The organism is Neomoorella stamsii (genome assembly GCF_002995805.1).
Lineage (GTDB): Bacteria > Bacillota > DSM-521 > Neomoorellales > Neomoorellaceae > Neomoorella > Neomoorella stamsii.
In genome coordinates this window covers 251,078-269,125 of sequence record NZ_PVXL01000046.1, presented here as the reverse complement: position 1 = coordinate 269,125, position 18,048 = coordinate 251,078, and the positions used below count along the sequence as shown (strand labels likewise).

At 58.2% G+C, this 18,048-nt stretch carries 20 protein-coding genes; 17 read left to right on the top strand and 3 right to left on the bottom strand.

Going from position 1 to position 18,048, the window contains the following annotated elements:
- Positions 1 to 16 precede the first annotated feature (16 nt).
- The 11 genes from MOST_RS10595 (at position 17) to MOST_RS10550 (ending at position 11,249) form a co-directional block, all read left to right on the top strand.
- A complete protein-coding gene (locus MOST_RS10595) occupies positions 17 to 1,399 on the top strand; it encodes a nitrogenase component 1 (RefSeq protein WP_054936569.1) in 1,383 nt (460 codons plus the stop codon).
- Complete coding sequence (locus MOST_RS10590) at positions 1,380 to 2,195, top strand: radical SAM protein (RefSeq protein ID WP_054936568.1); 816 nt, start codon at positions 1,380 to 1,382, stop codon at positions 2,193 to 2,195. Before MOST_RS10595 ends, MOST_RS10590 begins: the two co-directional genes overlap by 20 nt.
- Positions 2,196 to 2,217: 22 nt before the next feature.
- Positions 2,218 to 3,378, top strand: a complete 1,161-nt coding sequence (nifV, locus tag MOST_RS10585; protein WP_161952836.1) for a homocitrate synthase — start codon at positions 2,218 to 2,220, stop codon at positions 3,376 to 3,378.
- A gap of 70 nt (positions 3,379 to 3,448) precedes the next feature.
- A complete protein-coding gene (locus MOST_RS10580; protein WP_054936566.1) occupies positions 3,449 to 4,405 on the top strand; it encodes a stalk domain-containing protein in 957 nt (318 codons plus the stop codon).
- 194 nt (positions 4,406 to 4,599) lie between these two features.
- On the top strand, positions 4,600 to 5,640 hold the full coding sequence (locus tag MOST_RS10575; protein ID WP_054936565.1) for a 2-hydroxyacyl-CoA dehydratase subunit D: 1,041 nt from the start codon (positions 4,600 to 4,602) through the stop codon (positions 5,638 to 5,640).
- Positions 5,641 to 5,650: 10 nt separating this feature from the next.
- The gene (locus MOST_RS10570; protein WP_054936564.1) at positions 5,651 to 6,922 is read left to right on the top strand and encodes a 2-hydroxyacyl-CoA dehydratase subunit D; all 1,272 of its coding nucleotides are present in this window, start codon (positions 5,651 to 5,653) and stop codon (positions 6,920 to 6,922) included.
- A gap of 14 nt (positions 6,923 to 6,936) precedes the next feature.
- On the top strand, positions 6,937 to 7,713 hold the full coding sequence (locus MOST_RS10565) for an acyl-CoA dehydratase activase (protein WP_054936563.1): 777 nt from the start codon (positions 6,937 to 6,939) through the stop codon (positions 7,711 to 7,713).
- A gap of 22 nt (positions 7,714 to 7,735) precedes the next feature.
- Positions 7,736 to 8,779, top strand: a complete 1,044-nt coding sequence (gene mtnA / locus MOST_RS10560; protein WP_054936562.1) for an S-methyl-5-thioribose-1-phosphate isomerase — start codon at positions 7,736 to 7,738, stop codon at positions 8,777 to 8,779.
- Positions 8,780 to 8,810: 31 nt separating this feature from the next.
- Complete coding sequence (locus MOST_RS17270; RefSeq protein ID WP_157049478.1) at positions 8,811 to 8,987, top strand: hypothetical protein; 177 nt, start codon at positions 8,811 to 8,813, stop codon at positions 8,985 to 8,987.
- A 208-nt stretch (positions 8,988 to 9,195) separates the two neighbouring features.
- Positions 9,196 to 9,978 carry an S-methyl-5'-thioadenosine phosphorylase gene (gene mtnP / locus MOST_RS10555; RefSeq protein WP_054936561.1) on the top strand — a complete coding sequence of 261 codons (783 nt, stop codon included), beginning with the start codon at positions 9,196 to 9,198 and terminating at the stop codon, positions 9,976 to 9,978.
- Between the two features lie 17 nt (positions 9,979 to 9,995).
- Complete coding sequence (locus MOST_RS10550) at positions 9,996 to 11,249, top strand: adenosylhomocysteinase (RefSeq protein WP_054936560.1); 1,254 nt, start codon at positions 9,996 to 9,998, stop codon at positions 11,247 to 11,249.
- A 53-nt stretch (positions 11,250 to 11,302) separates the two neighbouring features.
- On the opposite strand, the gene MOST_RS10545 is transcribed toward MOST_RS10550, so the two are convergent.
- The gene (locus MOST_RS10545) at positions 11,303 to 12,259 is read right to left on the bottom strand and encodes a S66 peptidase family protein (protein ID WP_054936559.1); all 957 of its coding nucleotides are present in this window, start codon (positions 12,257 to 12,259) and stop codon (positions 11,303 to 11,305) included.
- 181 nt (positions 12,260 to 12,440) lie between these two features.
- Positions 12,441 to 12,683, bottom strand: a complete 243-nt coding sequence (locus MOST_RS10540; RefSeq protein ID WP_054936558.1) for a DUF1540 domain-containing protein — start codon at positions 12,681 to 12,683, stop codon at positions 12,441 to 12,443.
- Between the two features lie 246 nt (positions 12,684 to 12,929).
- On the opposite strand from MOST_RS10540, the gene MOST_RS10535 reads away from it, so the two are divergent.
- From MOST_RS10535 to MOST_RS10510, 6 genes are all read left to right on the top strand, one after another.
- Positions 12,930 to 13,166, top strand: coding sequence for an SHOCT domain-containing protein (locus MOST_RS10535; protein ID WP_054936557.1), 237 nt, complete (start codon positions 12,930 to 12,932; stop codon positions 13,164 to 13,166).
- A 54-nt stretch (positions 13,167 to 13,220) separates the two neighbouring features.
- Entirely contained in the window at positions 13,221 to 14,117 is an 897-nt protein-coding gene (htpX, locus tag MOST_RS10530; protein ID WP_054936556.1) for a zinc metalloprotease HtpX, read from the top strand.
- Positions 14,114 to 14,686 (top strand): PspA-associated protein PspAB, encoded by a 573-nt coding sequence (gene pspAB / locus MOST_RS10525; RefSeq protein WP_054936555.1) that lies wholly within the window; start codon positions 14,114 to 14,116, stop codon positions 14,684 to 14,686. The genes htpX and pspAB overlap by 4 nt, the downstream gene beginning before the upstream one ends.
- A 23-nt stretch (positions 14,687 to 14,709) precedes the next feature.
- Positions 14,710 to 15,411, top strand: coding sequence for a PspA/IM30 family protein (locus MOST_RS10520; protein ID WP_054936554.1), 702 nt, complete (start codon positions 14,710 to 14,712; stop codon positions 15,409 to 15,411).
- A complete protein-coding gene (pspAA, locus tag MOST_RS10515) occupies positions 15,408 to 15,686 on the top strand; it encodes a PspA-associated protein PspAA (protein WP_054936553.1) in 279 nt (92 codons plus the stop codon). Before MOST_RS10520 ends, pspAA begins: the two co-directional genes overlap by 4 nt.
- 335 nt (positions 15,687 to 16,021) lie before the next feature.
- Positions 16,022 to 17,320, top strand: a complete 1,299-nt coding sequence (locus MOST_RS10510) for an S-layer homology domain-containing protein (RefSeq protein ID WP_054936552.1) — start codon at positions 16,022 to 16,024, stop codon at positions 17,318 to 17,320.
- Here MOST_RS10510 and MOST_RS10505 read toward each other — a convergent pair.
- Complete coding sequence (locus MOST_RS10505; protein WP_054936608.1) at positions 17,282 to 17,887, bottom strand: DedA family protein; 606 nt, start codon at positions 17,885 to 17,887, stop codon at positions 17,282 to 17,284. The two genes, MOST_RS10510 and MOST_RS10505, sit on opposite strands and share 39 nt — an antisense overlap.
- Positions 17,888 to 18,048 lie beyond the last annotated feature (161 nt).

The window sequence follows — 18,048 nt, the reverse complement described above, 5'->3', positions numbered from 1 at the left end:
GAGATGAGGGAGGCAAATGCTCATTGAAACAATGCCCGAACGGGCTGGGCACCTGGAGCCGGCGAACCTGCCCGCGTGTGAGCGGCGGACCTTACCCGGGGTGATCTCCCAGCGGGCCTGCCTGCTTTACGGAGCCCGCTGGATGCTGGCGGCCATCAGGGACGCGGTTCACCTCATCCACGGGCCGGTGGGTTGTGCCTACTACAGCCAGACGGTACGACAAAAGATTTACAAGGTGTTTTCTACTGATCTGGGAGAAAAGGAGATTATCTTTGGCGGCGGGGAAAAATTGGAAGAGGCCATCAGGGAAGCAGTAAGTTTGTTTCCCCGGTCGTCAGCCGTGCTGGTTTACACTACCTGCGCGGCAGGACTGATCGGTGAAGACGTGGAGGCAATCTGCAAACAGGCGGCGGCTGCCCTGGGCCTGCCGGTGGTGCCGGTCAACTGCCCGGGTTTTGGCGGGGTGAGCCAGGGTGACGGGCACGATGTCGCTGCGGCAGCCCTGCTGGAGCATTTTATCGGGCGCGGTTCTGCCGGGACGCCCCTGGAAAACAGTGTGAACATCCTGGGTGAGTTTGATGTTCAGGGCGATTTGAAGGAAATTGAGCAGCTATTGCAGCGTCTCGGTTTAAATATTATCTGCGCCGTTTCCGGACGGGCAACGATGGAAAATATGGCCCGGGCTCGCCGGGCCCGGCTCAACATCGTCCACTGTGGGCGTACCGGGCGCTGGCTGGCCCGGAGGATGGAGGAGCGCTTCGGTATCCCCTGGCGGAAGGTATCCTTTTTCGGTTTGGACGCAACCGCGGCGGCCCTGCAGGCCATCGCTGCTTTCTTTAACCGTCCGGAGGAGGCGGCGTGGGTAGAAAAGGAGGCGGAAGCCGCCCGGCAGAGGGCGCTTCCTTACCTGGGACGCCTGGCAGGCAAGCGGGTGGCCCTGTTTTTTGGCGCTTCACGTATGGGTTCCATGGCCGGGGCCTTCAGGGAATTGGGTATGGAGGTGGTTTTATGCGGCTCCCAATTCGGCTGTCAGGAAGATTATACCGACTCCCGCCGCTGCCTGGGCCGGGGAACGCCGCTGATCGACGACGCTCACCAGCGGGAGCTGGAGGAATTCTGGCACCGCTACCGGCCGGATTTGCTGGTGGGGGGTACCAGGGAAAGATTTGTGGCCCATAAGATTGGATTACCCTTCCTGGTTTTTCCCCAGGAAACAAGCCCTTATGCCGGCTTCAACGGTTTTGTGCATCTGGCCCGGGAAGCGGCGGCCCTGGTGGGAGCGCCGGTGTGGCGGTTGAGCAAAAACGAGCTTTTGCGGGAAGAAGGAGAAGAAAAGATGGCTGAATATGTACGGTGTGTGGAGAGGGGGAAAAAGGAGAATGGGAGATCCAGCCTATGAAGAGATAACCAGGGAACATCCATGCTACAACAAAGCCGCTGCCAGGTGGTTCGGGCGCATCCACCTGCCGGTAGCGCCGGACTGTAACATAAAGTGTCGCTATTGTACCCGGCTCTACGATTGCGCCAATGAAAACCGCCCCGGCGTGACCAGCCACCTGATGACCCCAGGGGAAGCCCTGCAGCACGTGCAGCGGCTGGTGGAAAGGGACAGGTGCATCCGGGTTGTAGGCGTTGCCGGTCCCGGGGAGCCCCTGGCCAATAAGGCCACGATCTATACCCTGCGGCTGGTACATCGCCGTTTTCCGTGGCTGACAAAATGTATCAGCACCAACGGCTTGTTGTTGACCGAAAGCCTGCCGACGCTGCGGGAAGCAGGGGTGCGGGCGGTGACGGTGACGGTGAACGCCGTTTCCCCGGCGGTAGGCAGCCGGATCTACGATTACGTATCTTACCGAGGACGGGTATATAAGGGAGCTGCCGGGGCGGAACTCCTGTGGCAGGCCCAGAGTGGGGGCATTCGCCGGGCCCGGGAATCGGGCATGGTCGTTAAAGTAAACAGCGTGCTCATTCCCGGAATCAATGACCATCACCTGGAAGAGGTGGCCCGGGCGGTGAAGGCGGCCGGGGCGCATGTCATGAACATAATTCCCCTGATTCCCCAGGGGGAATTTGTCGGACTGCTGCCACCGCCGCCGGAGCGGGTCAACCTGTTGCGCCGGAAGTTGTCGCCCATTATTGACCAGATGTCCCACTGCCGGCGCTGCCGGGCGGACGCGGCGGGGAGGCTGGGATGAGATTTTATGCCCTGCCCTGGAGGTGAGGCTGATGCAGGTGCGGGTTGTGGATACGACCTTGAGGGACGGGGAGCAGGCCCCGGGGGTGGCTTTTAACCTTGAGGAAAAGGTAACCATCGCCCGGATGCTGGACCTGCTGGGTGTAGCGCAGATTGAGGCCGGCACGCCGGCCATGGGGGAAATGGAGCAACAGGCTATCAGGGCCATGGTCCGGATGGGCTCAAAATGCCGGATCAGCGCCTGGAACAGGATGGTATGGGAGGATATCCGCGCCTCCCTGGCCTGTGGGGTACGGGATGTGCATATTTCCGCTCCCGTGTCGCCCATTCAAATCCGGTACAAACTGGGGCAAAGCCATCAGTGGGTGCTGGAGCGTTTGCGGCAGGCCTGCTTCTATGCCATGGACCACGGCCTGCGGGTGACAGTGGGAGCGGAGGACGCTTCCCGGGCAGACCCAGTTTTCTTACTGGAGTTTGCTTTCCTGGCCCGGGAATTGGGGGCGGAACGGCTGCGTTACTGTGATACCGTGGGTGTTCTGGACCCGTTCACCACCTTTGAGCGTCTTGCCTGGTTGAAAGAAAAAATAGACCTGGAACTGGAGTTTCACGGTCATAACGACTTCGGCCTGGCCACGGCCAACGCCCTGGCGGCCGTCAAGGCCGGTGCTGGTTGGGTGGATGCCACCATCAGCGGGCTGGGGGAAAGGGCAGGGAACGCCGCCCTGGAAGAGGTGGTCATGGCCCTCAAGCACCTACACGGGGTCGATCTCGGCTTCAAGACGGAAAGGTTACGGGAAATCGCCGCATATGTGGCCCGCGCCTCCGGGCGGCAACTGCCTGCGTGGAAACCGATCGTCGGCAGTAACATATTCGCCCACGAATCAGGTATTCATGCCGACGGCGCCCTAAAAAATCCCCGGACTTATGAGGTATTCGCGCCTGAAGAAGTCGGCCTGAAGCGGCAGATTGTAATCGGCAAGCACTCCGGCACCGCCGCCATCAAGGCAAAGTTTGCCGAATACGGCATCGCCTTGAGCCAGGAGGAAGCCGCAGCCATACTGGAACGGGTGCGGGCGGCAGCGGTGCAGCTAAAGCGCTCCCTTGACGACAAAGAATTGGTTTATCTATATGAGGACTACCTTCTCCACCGGTCCCCCCGGATAGCTTCTACTCATTCTTCCTAGGACCCTCCCAAAAATGAATGCCAGAACGAAACATATGGTGAAACCTTAAAAGAAACAGGGAGGAGTCAATATGCAGAAAGGCAAACGGTTCGTAGCGCTGGTAGTTGGATTGGTTCTAGTGTTTTCCTTTGTCTTGCCCGCCTGGGCCAGGGCAGGAGGAGAAAAGCGATGGACCTGGGAGTATGAATTGGAATTGGAAGCCGGGTTGCCGGATGATGGGCAGCAGGATGCTGACCAGGAGCAGGAAAGGACGAGGGAGAGGGAGCGCGAAAGGGAACAAATAAAGATTAAGAACGGTAAAAGTGTGGCCGGGCATGTTTATAAAGGCGTGGAGAATGCCCTGCTGCATGTGAAAAATCCCGTAGCGCGGGCTGCATTGACGGCGATCCTGGAGGGGAGAAGTGTAGCTGAAGCAGTTTATGAAGCCAAGGCACAGTTGGGCTCCTGGAAGGACGCCGACGAGATTGCCAGCGTTACGGAGCAGCTGGAAACTGCCGTGGAAGCAGACACGACCCTTGATGCCGGTACCAGGACACAATTAAAGAAGCACCTGGGTGTGATGTACTTAAAGGCCGGCAAGTTTAAAAATGCCCGGGAATTACTGGAGACCGTCCTGGAGCAGGAGCCTGGTGACGAAGAGGCTTACCAGCAATTAGATCAGGCTTATGCGGCCAGCGGGGACTTGCAGGTAAAGGTTTATGTCAAGGGGAAGGGCCTGCAATTTGATGTTCCTCCCCGGATTGAAAACGACAGGGTGTTGATACCTGTACGGTTCCTGGCTGAGGGACTGGGTGCAACTGTAAACTATGACAATGGTGAAGTAATCATTAAAAATAGGGGCTCCACCATTCGCCTGGCAATAGGGAGCAACAAAGCCCTGGTAGATGGCGTAACGGTTGACCTGGATGTCCCGGCCCAGGTGGTTGATGGGCGGACCCTCGTACCCTTAAGATTTGTCAGCGAGAAATTTAAGGCTAAAGTAGACTATTATGGCGGCAGCAACCTGGTGGCAGTGCAGCCTTTATAAAGCATGGGGAAAGGTAGCAAGGGGAGCCTCGCCTGGCAGCGAGGCTCTTTTTATTTAACTTTAAACCCTTAACTTCTTCCTCACTATATGCTATATTGTGTGTATAGCAGAAGATGAAGACCTGTTCCTTGCTCTGGCCGGGGGCAGTTTTGTTTAAGGTGCTGCTGCGAAAAGTGTTATATCGGGTGAAATAAATGGGTGCTTTGATCGGCTGGTTCTGCCATTATACGCCGGTAGAAATTATTACGGCCCTGGGATTTATCCCTTACCGCCTTTTGGGCAGGGAGGGCAATACCCCGCGAGCTGATACATACCTGGTGGGCAACCTTTGCCCTTACGTCAAAAGCTGCCTGGAAACAGCCATCAGGCAGGAATTGCCGGCTCTGGCCGGCACAGTTATAGCCCGCTCCTGCAATGCCATGATCCACCTGGCCAGCACCTGGCCCCGTTATGGTGGCCAGGGAGTAACGTTGGTTCTGGACGTCCCCAGGCGGCTGGACGAAGAGGCTGTCCTCTACTACAGCCAGAATTTACGCCGGCTGGCAAAAGAACTGGCCCGGCTGGGTGAGCGGCAGTTAGAGGACAGCCTCTTGTGGCAGGCGATCAATGCCTGGGAAGAGCAGCGGTCTTGCTGGCGAGAGTTCCTGGCTGCCCGGGCGCGGGGGGAAATTTGCTTAAGCGGGAGTGACGTCATGGCCTGGCTGGACAGGTGGCAAACTTGCGCGACGGCGGCTGGCCGGGATAAAGGGCAGGCCGGGATCGCTGCCATAGAGCAGCGGTCCCGGCCGGACTTCCGGGGGCGGCCGCGCCTGATGCTGGCAGGCAGCATTCTCCCGGCTGAACTACCTGCCATGGTTGAAGAATGGGGGGGCTGGTCTGTTTTCGAAGACGCCTGTAACGGGCGGCGTTTTTTGCTGGCGGAGGTAGCGCGGGAAACGGGGGACCCTTACCTGCACCTGGCCCAGCTCTACCTGGGAGGACCGCCCTGCCCCCGCATGGTTGCCGATCAAACCCGGCGGCAGCAGTACTGGGCCGGCGTGGTTGATGATTACCAGATCGATGGGGTAATTTATCATGTTATGAAATTTTGCGACGCAGCCATCTACGACTTCCGCGCCATGAAGGATTTTTGCGACCGGAGGGGCCTGCCGCTGTTACGGCTCGACGGGGACTATACCGGCGGTGGTCGTGGCCAGTGGCAGACGCGGGTGGAAGCTTTCTTAGAAATGTTTTGAGGTACGGGTTATGGATATTTACCAGTTCATACGTTCCCACCTGGCCGGCCCGCTGCGGCAGCGGGCTTTTAAATCTCCCTGGACATATAGACTGTTAAAACAGCTGGTGGCAGCTCAGAAAAACCGCTATTCCTGGCAGGCAGCCCACCTGATGCTGTTAAATACCATCGACCAGGTGGCGGCGGCATACCTGCAGCAGGGTCCGGTGGTCTGGCACAATGTTTTTTTCCCCACAGAAATCCTGTACGGCCTGGGGCTGGTCCCGTTTGCTCCGGAAGCGGCCGCCGCTGTGGCTGTGGGCATGGGGGTGGCTGAGGAAGCGTTCCGGGTGGCTGAAGGCGAGTGGGTGAGCGGCGAAAGCTGTTCTTTCCACCGCCTGGCCTACGGCTGCGACCGGGCCGGCTATTTGCCGCCTCCAGGGGCCGTCGTTTGCAGTTCCCACCTTTGTGATGCCGCCCCCCAGTCCCTGGCAGCTGCCGCCGGCTATCACCATGTACCTTTTTACCTGCTGGATGTCCCTCACCGGCAGGATGCCGCTGCCATTAACTATGTGGCGCGCCAGCTTAAAAGCATAACCTTTTCCCTGGCGGAAGCTTTAGGGGTCCCGTGGGACCAGGAACGCTTCCAGGAGGCCGTGATTGCCTCGAACACGGCCCGGGAGCACTTGCTGGCCGTCAACCGGCTGCGCCGGCAGCGGCCTGCCTACATTCGCGGTGATGAAGCCCACGGGTTTATTTACCTGATGCTGGCTGGTTTCGGGTCGGAGGCTGCGGCCGCGGTGTACAGGCAGCTGGCCGCGGAGCTGGAACAGCGGTGGCGGGAACAACGCCGGGCCGTGCCGGAGGAAAGGGCCCGCCTTTTGTGGCTCCACCTGCGGCCTTATTATCCCACGGAGATTTTTAACCTCCTGGAACAGGAGGCCGGCGCGGTGGTTGTTTTCGAAGAAATGCACCACGTCTACTGGGAACCCCTGGACCCGGCCAGGCCGTTTTACAGCCTGGCGGGCAAGGTCTTAAGCCACCACGGCCTGGGTTGCATGAGCAGGAGGATAGAAGCTATCCTGGCCATGGTTGACGCCTACCAGGTGGATGGCGTCATTCACTTTGCCCACTGGGGCTGCCGCCAGAGCACGGCCGGCCTGCGCATGCTGCAGGATGCTTTGCGGGACAGGGAGATCCCCTTCCTGAACCTGGAAGGGGACTGCGTGGATAAAAGCAAGTACGCTCCTGGCGCCATCAGGACGCGCCTGGAAGGTTTTCTGGAAATGCTACGAGCAGTTTAAAGGAGGTTGTCCTTTTGACTGTAACTGCGGGACTGGATCTGGGTTCGCTGACGACCAAAGCTGTCGTTATCCGCGATGGAGCGATTGCCGGGTCGGTTGTTATGAAAAGCGGGGTCCGGAGTGAAGATATTGCCTGGAGAGCCTTGAAGGCAGCCCTGGATCAGGCGGGTATAGGGGAAGAGCAGGTAGACGGTATTGTGGCCACCGGCTATGGGCGCGTCAGGGTACCTTTTGCCCACCGCAAAGTGACAGAAATAACCTGCCATGCCCGGGGGATATATCACCTCTGGCCGGAGGTGGCGACAGTAATTGATATCGGTGGCCAGGACAGCAAGGTAATCCTCCTTGACCGCGGGGGGAAGGTGCGGGACTTTGTCATGAATGAAAAGTGCGCCGCCGGGACCGGGCGTTTCCTGGAAGTCATGGCCCGGTCCCTGGAGGTCAACGTTGAAGAAATGGGGGAGCTCTCCCTGGTAGCACCGCGGGGCGCCAGCATCAGCAGCATGTGCACGGTTTTTGCGGAATCAGAAGTGGTCTCCCTGGTGGCCGAAGGCCGGCCGGTAGCCGAAATAATCCGCGGCCTGCATGAAGCTGTTGCCCAGCGGGTAGCGGCCATGGCCAGCCGCGTGGGCTGGGAAGAGCCGGTAGCCATGACGGGCGGGGTGGCGAAAAACAGGGGTGTCGTCAAGAGCCTGGAAGATAACCTGGGGACCGCTATTCGCGTACCCCCGGACCCGCAGATCATTGGCGCCCTGGGCGCGGCCCTGCTGGCAGCTGACAGCAAGAAATAAACAGAAAACGAGGTGCCCTTGTTTGCCATACGAACCCATCACCCCCATTGCCTGGCGGGACGGCCAGGTGGAGATGATCGACCAGACGAGGCTGCCCGGGGAACTGGTTATTATCCGGCCCCGGACGGTAGAGGAGATGTGGGATGCTATAAAAAAGCTCAAGGTCCGGGGGGCACCGGCTATCGGCATAGCTGCGGCCCTGGGCCTTTACCTGGCTATCAAGGATTCCCGGGCCGGGGACAGGGCGGAATTTGAGGCCGAGCTAAAACAGGCCGCCGCTTACCTGGCCTCATCCCGGCCTACGGCGGTGAACATTTTCTGGGCCTTAAAACGGGTGCAGCAGGCAGTGGCAGCCGCCACGACGGATGATGTTTCTGCCTTGAAGGAACTGGTGTTAAAGGAAGCCCTGGCCATCCGCGACGAAGATGAAGCCATGTGCCAGGCCATCGGGAAAAATGGCGCTCCCCTCCTCCAGGATGCTGAAGCAGTCCTCACCCACTGCAATGCCGGTACCCTGGCAACCGCCCGCTACGGCACGGCCCTGGCGCCCATTTATTACCTGGCTTCCCGGGGTAAAGTCCTCAAGGTCTTTGCCGATGAGACCCGGCCCCTGCTCCAGGGAGCCAGGCTTACGGCCTGGGAGCTGCACCAGGCGGGCATCCCGGTTACCCTGATTACCGATAATATGGCTGCCGCCGTCATGGCCCGGGGCTGGGTCCAGGCGGTCATCGTCGGCGCCGACCGCATTACGGCCAACGGCGATGTGGCCAATAAAATCGGTACCTACGGGGTGGCCATCCTGGCCAGGGAACACGGCATCCCCTTTTATGTGGCGGCACCGGCTTCCACCTTTGACTTGAGCCTCTCCAGCGGCGACCAGATACCCATTGAAGAAAGAGACCCGGCTGAAGTCAGCCACTTTGGCCTGCGGCCCACGGCGCCGGAAGGCATCAACATTTTTAACCCGGCCTTTGACGTGACTCCTCACCGTTATGTAACGGCCATTATTACGGAAAGAGGGATCATCCGCCCGCCATATAAACAAAATATCGCGCGCATAATATAAAAAACCACCCCTAAGGAGGCCGGGTACGAAAATGAATAAGGAAAGGGAAATTGACGAGCAGCGACGGTTGGCTGAAGCCCTGGAGGAAGAGCAAGAGCAAAAGAGGGAGCAGTTCACCCGTAATATCATGCGGGAAAGGGAAGGCGTTGCTGCTGAAAGGGAGAAATTCCTCCAGGACCTGAAGACCGGGTCCATCAAGAAGCTGTAGTCCCCGGTGTAACCCTTGGCAGGTAGCCGGCTAGCTTCCTGCGGCCGGGGCAAGAAGGGGCGGCCAGGGCAAGGCCACTTGCGGCAGGGCAGCAGGTGGCCCCTGCAAGTATTCCCTAACTTTTAATTGACAGTGTTAAATTATGGTTCTATGATAAAATCGTTAAATAGTGCACAGTAAAATACTACATAGAAGGGGCGTTATCTGGGTGCGGATTGCGATTATCGGCGGTTCCGGGGTTTACGATCCGGGTATTTTAAGCAATATCCGGGAAGAAAGGGTTGATACGCCCTATGGTACGGCCGTCCTCAAGGTCGGTACTTACCAGGGCCAGGAGATAGGTTTCATGCCCCGCCATGGGGAGAAGCACACCGTGCCTCCCCACAGGGTGAACTACCGGGCCAACATCTGGGCCCTGAAGATGCTTAAAGTGGAACGGGTGCTGGCCACGGCTGCCGTTGGTTCCACCAACCCCGGGTACAGGCCCGGGGATTTCGTCATTGTCAATGATTTCCTGGACTTTACCAAAACCCGCACTTATACCTTTTTTGAAGGCGGCGAGATGGGGGTAGTCCATACGGATTTTACCACGCCTTATTGCCCCGAACTGCGGCGGCTGCTGGTGGAGACGGCGGCCGGGCTGGGAATAAAGGCCCATGACGGTGGGGTATACGCCTGTACGGAAGGACCGCGCTTTGAGACGCCAGCCGAGATCCGTATGATCCGGCAGCTGGGCGGGGACCTGGTGGGGATGACCAATGTGCCCGAAGTGATCCTGGCCCACGAGGTGGGCCTGTGCTACGGCCTCATTGCCATGGTGACCAATATGGCGGCCGGCATTTCCGCCACTCCTTTAAGCCACGCCGAGGTCCTGGAGATCATGGACCAGAACGGCAAGAACCTGCGCGATCTCATCATGCAAACTATCCCCAGGATTCCCCGGGAAAGAAACTGCCGCTGCAGCCTTACCGGTGGGAAGATTGAGGTCTGAAAAGGGAGGAGTAGGAAATGGCTGCGTCTATTATTCGCGATCCCGGCCTGGCCCCCGAGGGGCTGCTGAAAATCGAGTGGGTCCAAAAGCATATGCCCATATTAAATGAAATTCGCCGGGATTTTGAGGAGCGGCGGCCTTTTGCCGGCAAAAGGGTGGCCATTTGCCTGCACCTGGAGGCCAAGACAGCCTACCTGGCCCTGGTCATCCAGGCCGGGGGGGCGGAAGTGGCCATCTGTGGTTCCAATCCCCTGTCCACCCAGGATGACGTCTGTGCCGGCCTGGCAAGCCTTGGCGTATCTGTCTATGCCCACCACGGCTGCACGGCGGGAGAATATAATTTTTATTTGAATAAAGTGCTGGATACCAGGCCCCAGTTGTTGATTGATGACGGCGGCGACCTGGTCCATTTACTCCATACCGGCCGGCGGGAGCTCCTGGCGGGGATTACCGGCGGTGCCGAAGAGACCACCACCGGCATTTTACGCCTGCAGGCCATGGAAGCCGAGGGTGCCCTGGCCTTTCCCATGGTGGCCGTCAACAACGGCGACTGCAAGCACCTCTTTGACAACCGTTACGGTACCGGCCAGTCTACCTGGGATGGTATCATGCGCAATACCAACCTGACGGTCTGCGGCAAGACTGTGGTCGTTGCCGGTTACGGCTGGTGTGGCAAGGGGGTGGCCATGCGGGCTAAAGGGCTGGGTGCCAGGGTAATAGTCACCGAGGTTGACCCGGTCAGGGCCAATGAAGCCTTAATGGACGGCTTCCAGGTCATGCCGATGCGGGAAGCGGCTAAAGCCGGGGACTTCTTTGTGACGGTTACCGGCTGCGCCAATGTCATCCGCAGTGAACATTACGCCGTCATGAAGGACGGGGCCATACTCGCCAACGCCGGCCATTTTGACGTGGAAATCAACAAGCAGGATTTAATGGCTATGGCTAAAAGCCACCGGGTGGCGCGCCGCAATATTGAGGAGTTTGTCCTGGAAGACGGCCGGCGCATCTATCTCCTGGCCGAGGGGCGCCTGGTAAACATTGCGGCTGCCGACGGCCACCCGGCGGAGATCATGGACCTCACCTTTGCCCTCCAGGCCCTTTCCCTGGACTACCTGGTAAAGAACGCCGGCAAGCTGCCGCCCCGGGTCCTCCCCGTGAACAGGGAAATCGACCGCCAGGTGGCCTCATTGCGCTTAAGGGCCCTGGGGGTGGAGATAGATACCCTGACGGCAGAACAGGAACGCTACCTGGCCAACTGGCGGCAGGAATAGGCGGCGGGAATTTTAGCGGGGGTCGTGGTACAAAGCCGAAGCCAGCTGTAGTTTTAAACCGGCGCCAACGCCGCCTCCAGGTAAGCCAGGGTACACGCCGCCGCATCCAGGCGGGCGCGGATACCCAGGGGCAGGGTGGCCTGGGTAGCCAGGTGGCCGGCCGGCAGGCCGTAGAAACAGGGAATGCCCAGGGGGGCCAGGTGCCCGGTTATGACTTCCAGGGGGCCGGGTTTAAGAGAGGAATCCCCGCACCCGGTACAGATACCAAAAACAATCCCGACCGCCGCCTCCAGCTTACCTGCCAGCTTGAGCTGGGTGAGCATCCGGTCGATGCGGTAGGGCGCCTCATCCACTTCTTCGAGGAAAAGGATTTTCGCCCGGGTGTCAATTTCAAAGGGCGTACCAAGGGTGGCTGATACCAGGGACAGGTTGCCACCGGTGACTATCCCTTCGGCCTGTCCGGGATTGATGGTCACTGGTTGGGGTAATCCCGGCGCTGGCGGGATGCTGCCCAGGGGTGAAGCAACCGTCAGGGCACGGCTGAGGTTTTCCCTGGTATAGGGTGGCAAGTCCTCGCTGCCCAGTTCGGGATAGAGCATAGGGCCGTGGAAGGTTACCAGGCCGGTCATTTTGTTGAGGGCCAGGTGCAGGGCCGTAATGTCGCTGTAGCCCACTAAAATTTTTGGATGGCAACGGATAAGGTTGTAGTCGAGATCAGCCAGGAGCCGCAGGGTGCCATAACCGCCCCGAAGGCAGGTTATGGCCTTTACTTCCGGGTCCCGGAACATCTGGTGCAGGTCGGCCAGGCGCCCGGCATCGCTGCCGGCCAGGTAACCGACGGCCTTGCTTATATGGGCCCCGGTACGGACGCGGTAGCCCAGGCTGCGCCAGAATTGGATGCCCCGGGCCAGGTACGCCGGGTCCGGCAAGGGACTGGCCGGGGCAATGATCCCGATGGTATCGCCCTCCAGAAGGGCCGGGGGTTTTAAAACGGGGATTGGTCCGGACATGGCACTTCCCTCTGCATGGAGTATCAATTCCTGCGAGCCTGGTTTACTTACATTACATCTAGGTCGGCCTCCGGTTGGCCCTGGTTTAACTGGCACCAGGCCCCCCTGATCCATATTATATGCTCCACTAAAATAAAAACGGCAGGGTTTACCTGCCGTTTGCCAATTTAACCGGGCAGTGCTATTTGCGGGTGATGCCGTCGGCATTCTTTTCAGCAGAGCCCTTGGCAATGAAAGTCTTGCAGCAGGTTTCTGCCGAAGACTTAACAGGGGTGGCTGAAATAGTGCCGGCCATGGGGGCATCGACATTCTGGGGTTGAGAGTTACTCATGGCATCGGAAGTAACCAGGATCTGCGAGGCATCACAGACATTACCACTGGACCAGTAATGGCAGTTGTTTACGCTGCAGGTAATGCGCGGCATAAAAGGCACCTCCAATAATTAATATCTGGCCTTCTAAAAGAAAATATCCCACGGCAGCAACCTTTTTATGCGCTTAAATACCATTAGATAATTTATATCCCACCGGTATATACTAATTTTGAAGTTTTGGTGAAGTTCCTTGACAGAGGTGAAGCCGGTAAATAAGATAAAATTAAGCTTTACATATGGGGGGTATGCCAAAATCGACCCTGAACTTGCCAAAAATAGTTAAGGAGGTTATGATATATGATGTGGGGATATTATGGCAGCTGGGGAATGGGCCTCTGGATGCTGGTCTGGTGGGTGTTTCTAATCGGTATCCTGGTCCTGGCGGTTTATGGCCTGGTAAGCCTGTTTAACCGCCGCACCGGCCAGCAGCCCGCGCTGCGTCCCGACCCCCTGGGAATTTTGAAGGAACGTTATGCAAGGGGTGAAATCACCACCGACGAGTACCACCGCATGCGTGAGGAACTCAGGGAATAGATTTGTAGTTGGAACACTTACCACATCTTACTTCTATTTTCGGGGAGGGTGGCTATGCGACGCCAACTTGGCAGCGATGCCGGTTTAACGGCGCGGATGTTTTTAACCATGTTTTTGCTGGCAGCCCTGTATCTCTTCTTCCTGGCCGTCCTGTGGCAGGCCGGGGTCAGTTATACAGGTATTATCATTTTTGTCGGGATCATGCTGGCCGTCCAGTATTACTTTTCCGACCGCATGGTGCTATGGTCCATGGGCGCCCGGGAGGTATCGCCCAGGGAAGCGCCGGAACTCCATGCCCTGGTGGAAAGGCTGGCCGCCCTGGCCGACTTACCCAAACCCAGGGTAGCTATTGTTGATACTCCCATGCCCAATGCCTTTGCCACCGGCCGTAATCCGGCCAACGCCGTCGTGGCAGTGACAACCGGGATCCTGGAGCGCCTCGATCCGCCGGAACTGGAAGCCGTCCTGGGCCATGAATTGAGCCATATCAAAAACCGGGATATGACGGTGCTGACGCTGGCCAGCTTTTTTGCTACCGTCGCTTCCTTTATTGTGCAAAACTTTTTCTACTGGGGCGGCGCCTTTGGCGGCCGTGACCGGGACGAGCGCAACAATACCATGCTGGTTTATTTGGTGTCCCTGGTGGTCTGGCTGGTCAGTTACTTCCTCATTCGCGCCCTGTCCCGTTACCGGGAATTTGCCGCCGACCGGGGTTCGGCCATCCTTACCGGTTCGCCGGGTCAGCTGGCCTCCGCCCTGGTAAAGATCAGCAGCAGCATGGCGCGCATCCCTGACCGGGATTTACGCCAGGCCGAGGCCTTTAACGCCTTCTTCATTATCCCGGCCTTAAATGGCAACAGCATCATGGAGCTTTTCTCTACCCACCCGTCCCTGGAGCGCCGCCTGGCCTACCTGCGTAAACTGGAGCGGGAAATGGAGGATTGGCGGTGAGCTTATGGGACGCCCTCCTGGGGCGGACCCGGGTACCGCCGGCGCGGACGGAGCCCCTTTTTGCCCTGAGCACGGCCATTGTTACCCTGGAAAGCGAGCTGGGCTGGCAACCCGGCGGCCGGGCCGGGGTGGTCCTGCGGCCTGGGGAAGATAGTTTTTTTGCCGGCGCCCGCGAAGAGACGGAGGAACTGGTATCCCTGGCTGCCCGGGAAATGGAGGGCCGCCTGGAGAGTAAAAAGGATGAATATGGCTACCAGTGGCTCATCTTCGCCGACCGCGACTGGGAGGACCTGGTGGCCCTGGCTCACATGGCCGGCCAGAATTTTAAGGACAAGGGCGCCGGCGACCGCCTGCTGGCGGCGGTTTTTAAGCTGCAGAAAAAGGACCAGGTCCTCTATCTCATTTTTAGCTATAAGCGGGGAGCCTTTTATCCCTTTATCCCCGTTGATGAACGGAATAAGAAGCGGGATAATGCCGGGGAAATGCGCTTGGCGGCTTTAATGGAGAAGGAGCTTCCCTGGGAAAAGGATCTAACCCGCTGGTATCCCCTCTGGGGTTGCCCGGTATAACCCACGAAAGGAGTTTTTGTACTATGGGCATCCTGTCACGTATGTCGACAATTTTCAAATCCAAGATGAATAAGATCCTCGATCAGGTAGAAAACCCCCAGGAAACCCTGGAATATTCCTACAACCGCCAGCTGGAAATGCTCCAGAACGTCAAACGTAACCTGGCTGATGTCGTTGCTTCCAAAAAACGCCTGGAACTCCAGGCCGTAAAGCTGAAGGATAGCCAGAAAAAGCTGGAAGAACAGGCCCGCCAGGCCCTGCAGCTGGGACGGGAGGACCTGGCCACCACCGCCCTGGAGCGGAAAGCAGCCATCCAGCAGCAGCTGGATGGCCTGGAAGAGCAGATTAAAGGGCTGGAGGCCGAACAGGCAAAACTGGCTGCCGTGGAGGCCAAACTCCAGGCCAAGGTAGAGGCCTTCCGGACCAAGAAAGAAATAATCAAGGCCCAGTATTCGGCGGCCCAGGCCCAGGTCAAGATCGGGGAAGCGGCTACCGGCCTGTCGGAAGAGCTGGCCGACGTCTCCCTAGCCATCCAGCGGGCCGAAGAAAAAACTGAGCAAATGCGGGCCCGGGCAGCAGCCATTGACGAACTGGTAAATGCCGGAGTGCTGGAAGACGCCCTGGAAACGGCCGATCCCCTGGAGAGGGAATTGAAGCAGGCCGGCGCTGCCAGCCAGGTCCAGGCGGAACTGGAACGCTTGAAGAAAGAGGTGGGCAAAGCTTGATTATCCGCATTTTAACGGAAGGCCAGTACCGGCTGGAAGGGGAGGCCTTGAGCGAACTCGACCGTTTGGATGACAGGCTGCTGGATGCCCTGGCGGCAGGTAACCGGGAGGAATATGATACTAATTTCCGGGAGGTCCTGACCTTGATCCGCGGCCGGGGCAGCCGCATTCCCGATACCGAACTGGTAGAATCGGATCTCATCCTGCCGGCACCGGACACAACCTTTGAAGAGGCCCGGAGCCTCTTTGCCGGTTACCCGCGGCAGCTGAGTTAAGCTAAAATACAGGCGCTAAAAAGCAGGTATCTTTTTTAGATACCTGTTTTTTTGCTGGTGTAAAATGGAAAGATATAGTATAATAGGAATTAAATGGAGCCCACAACCATCGAAAGCATTAAAATTGCGGGCTGGCATTTGTCTGAAGCGAGCGAGCTTCTACCGAACGGCGAAGCGGTCCTGGCGAAGCCGCAGTAACCAGTTCTTCGGTTTATGCAGTCGCACTACCTTTGGAGGCACCTGAGTTTAGTGAGTGCTGGGCGCTCCGCGAGGACTTTGGTGCGGGCTAGACAATGCCAGCCTGTGACAAAGTTATTTTTGCGGGAGGGGAGAAAATGCGGAAAGCTAGTTTGGCCGGGCTAATCATGTTTTTCCTGCTGCTGCCGTGGGGAACGGCCTGGGCCGGGCCGGCGGCGAGCTCACTTCTGGCCCTGTTACCGCCGGAACAGGCCAGGGCAGCAGCATTAACCCGGGGCGGTTTTGCCGTTATGCTGGCGGCAGCGGCCCAGATTAAAAGTGTGGCTGCTGGCGACAACCTGCCCGGAGACGTCCCGGCCGGTAGCTGGTATGCACCGGCTTTAAAGGCCCTCTGGCAGGAGGGGATGATCCATGGCTATCCCAACGGCACTCTGCGTCCCGACCAGGAGATAACCACCCTGGAGGCTGTTATTCTCACCGCCCGGGTCCTGGGGTTACCCAATGAGATCAGTTCGCCCGCTACCGCACTGCAACCGGGGGATATACCCTACGGCTTCAACCAGTATGCCTTTTTCCAGCGCCAGGGGTTACTGCCACCGGGGGGACCAATGGCCGTCCTGGCACCGGCAGCAGCGGCTGGCTGGCTGGCAGAAGTCTTTAGCTCAGACCCCGGGGCGAAAGATCTTATGGATAAATGCCGCCAGGCCCTGGCCCGGCAGCAGGGTATTGCTACCCGGGGCGAGGCCAGTATTAAATTTCACAGCCGGCCGGGTTTACCGGCTACGATGGAACTGGACCGGCTGGCAATTAAGGGAGAGGTTCTCAATGAACTTCTCCTGCCGGGGCAAATGCACCAGGTTGCTGAGCTGGAACTGGAAGGCCGTAAGACCCTGCGCATAGAACAGGTTGTTAGCAATGGCAGCCTGTACCGCCGAGTTACAGAGGCTCCGGGCCAGCCCGGTGACTGGCAGCAGTTAAACCTGGCTCCCGATGTTACCCTCTTAATGCGCCAGCAGCAAAACCTGGGGTTGCCGGCAGGAATCTTTCCCTACTTGCACTATCGCTTCCTAGGAGTAACCAAAGTTGCAGGCCAGGAAGTCCTGGGTATCAGTTTTTATACCCGCCTCAATACACCCGGGAGTGTTACCGGCTTTTTACCGCCGGCAGCCCTGGGCGAGGGCCTGGAAACCTACCTGAACCCGCCTGGCAAACTTGTCCGTTCATTCTCTTACTGGGGTTTAGTTTACGTCAATCCCCAAACCTTTTTACCCGTCAGGAGCGTTATTAACCTCATCCTGGCCTTTGCTCCTGCTTACCGGGGGCAGCCGGCACCTATGGCGGCCATGGAGATGCGCTACCAGGTAGACAGTTATACCTATCAGGCCATTAAGATTAACCTACCGTTTCCGGTGCCGCCGCCAGTAAAGGAACACTAGCAGGATGAGGCCCGCGACGATAACCACATCAAAGCGGTGGAAAAGGGGACCCAGGGCTTCCCAGTTGGCCCCCAGCTGGCGGCCGGCGTAGACCAGGAGGATGGACCAGGGCAGGGAGCCCAGGAAGGTATAAATAACAAAACGGCCAAAGGGCATGGCGGCAATGCCGGCCGGCAGGGAAATAAAGGTCCGGATGACGGGCATCAGCCTGGTAAAGAAGACGGTTGCTTCGCCGTAGCGCTGAAACCATTTTTCCGCTACGGCGAATTCTTTTTCGGAGAAAAAGAAATAGCGGCCATACTTTCTTAAGAAAGGGCGGCCGCCCCAGAGACCCACAAAGTAGGCGACAATGGAACCAATGGTACCGCCAATGGTACCGGCCAGGACGGTACCCCAGAAACTGAGCTGGCCGGTGCTTACCAGGTAACCGCCAAAGGGCAGGATAATTTCGCTGGGGAGAGGTATGCAGGCGCTTTCAATGGCCATACCTATGGCTATACCTGTATAGCCGAGGCTGGCAATGAACTCCGTAATGGCATGAAAAACTGGCGCTAAAAGATTCGTCAAGGCGGGTCTCCTCCTCAGGTGGGCTTCTACCTGCTGGTATCTGCTGGCGTTCTGAATAATTATATCAGGCTTACAGGCAGGTAACAAGGATTTATTCAACTCCAGCAATGTTCGTTGCTTTTGCCCGGCTTTTCCTGCCCAACAACCTTCTCATTTGGCCC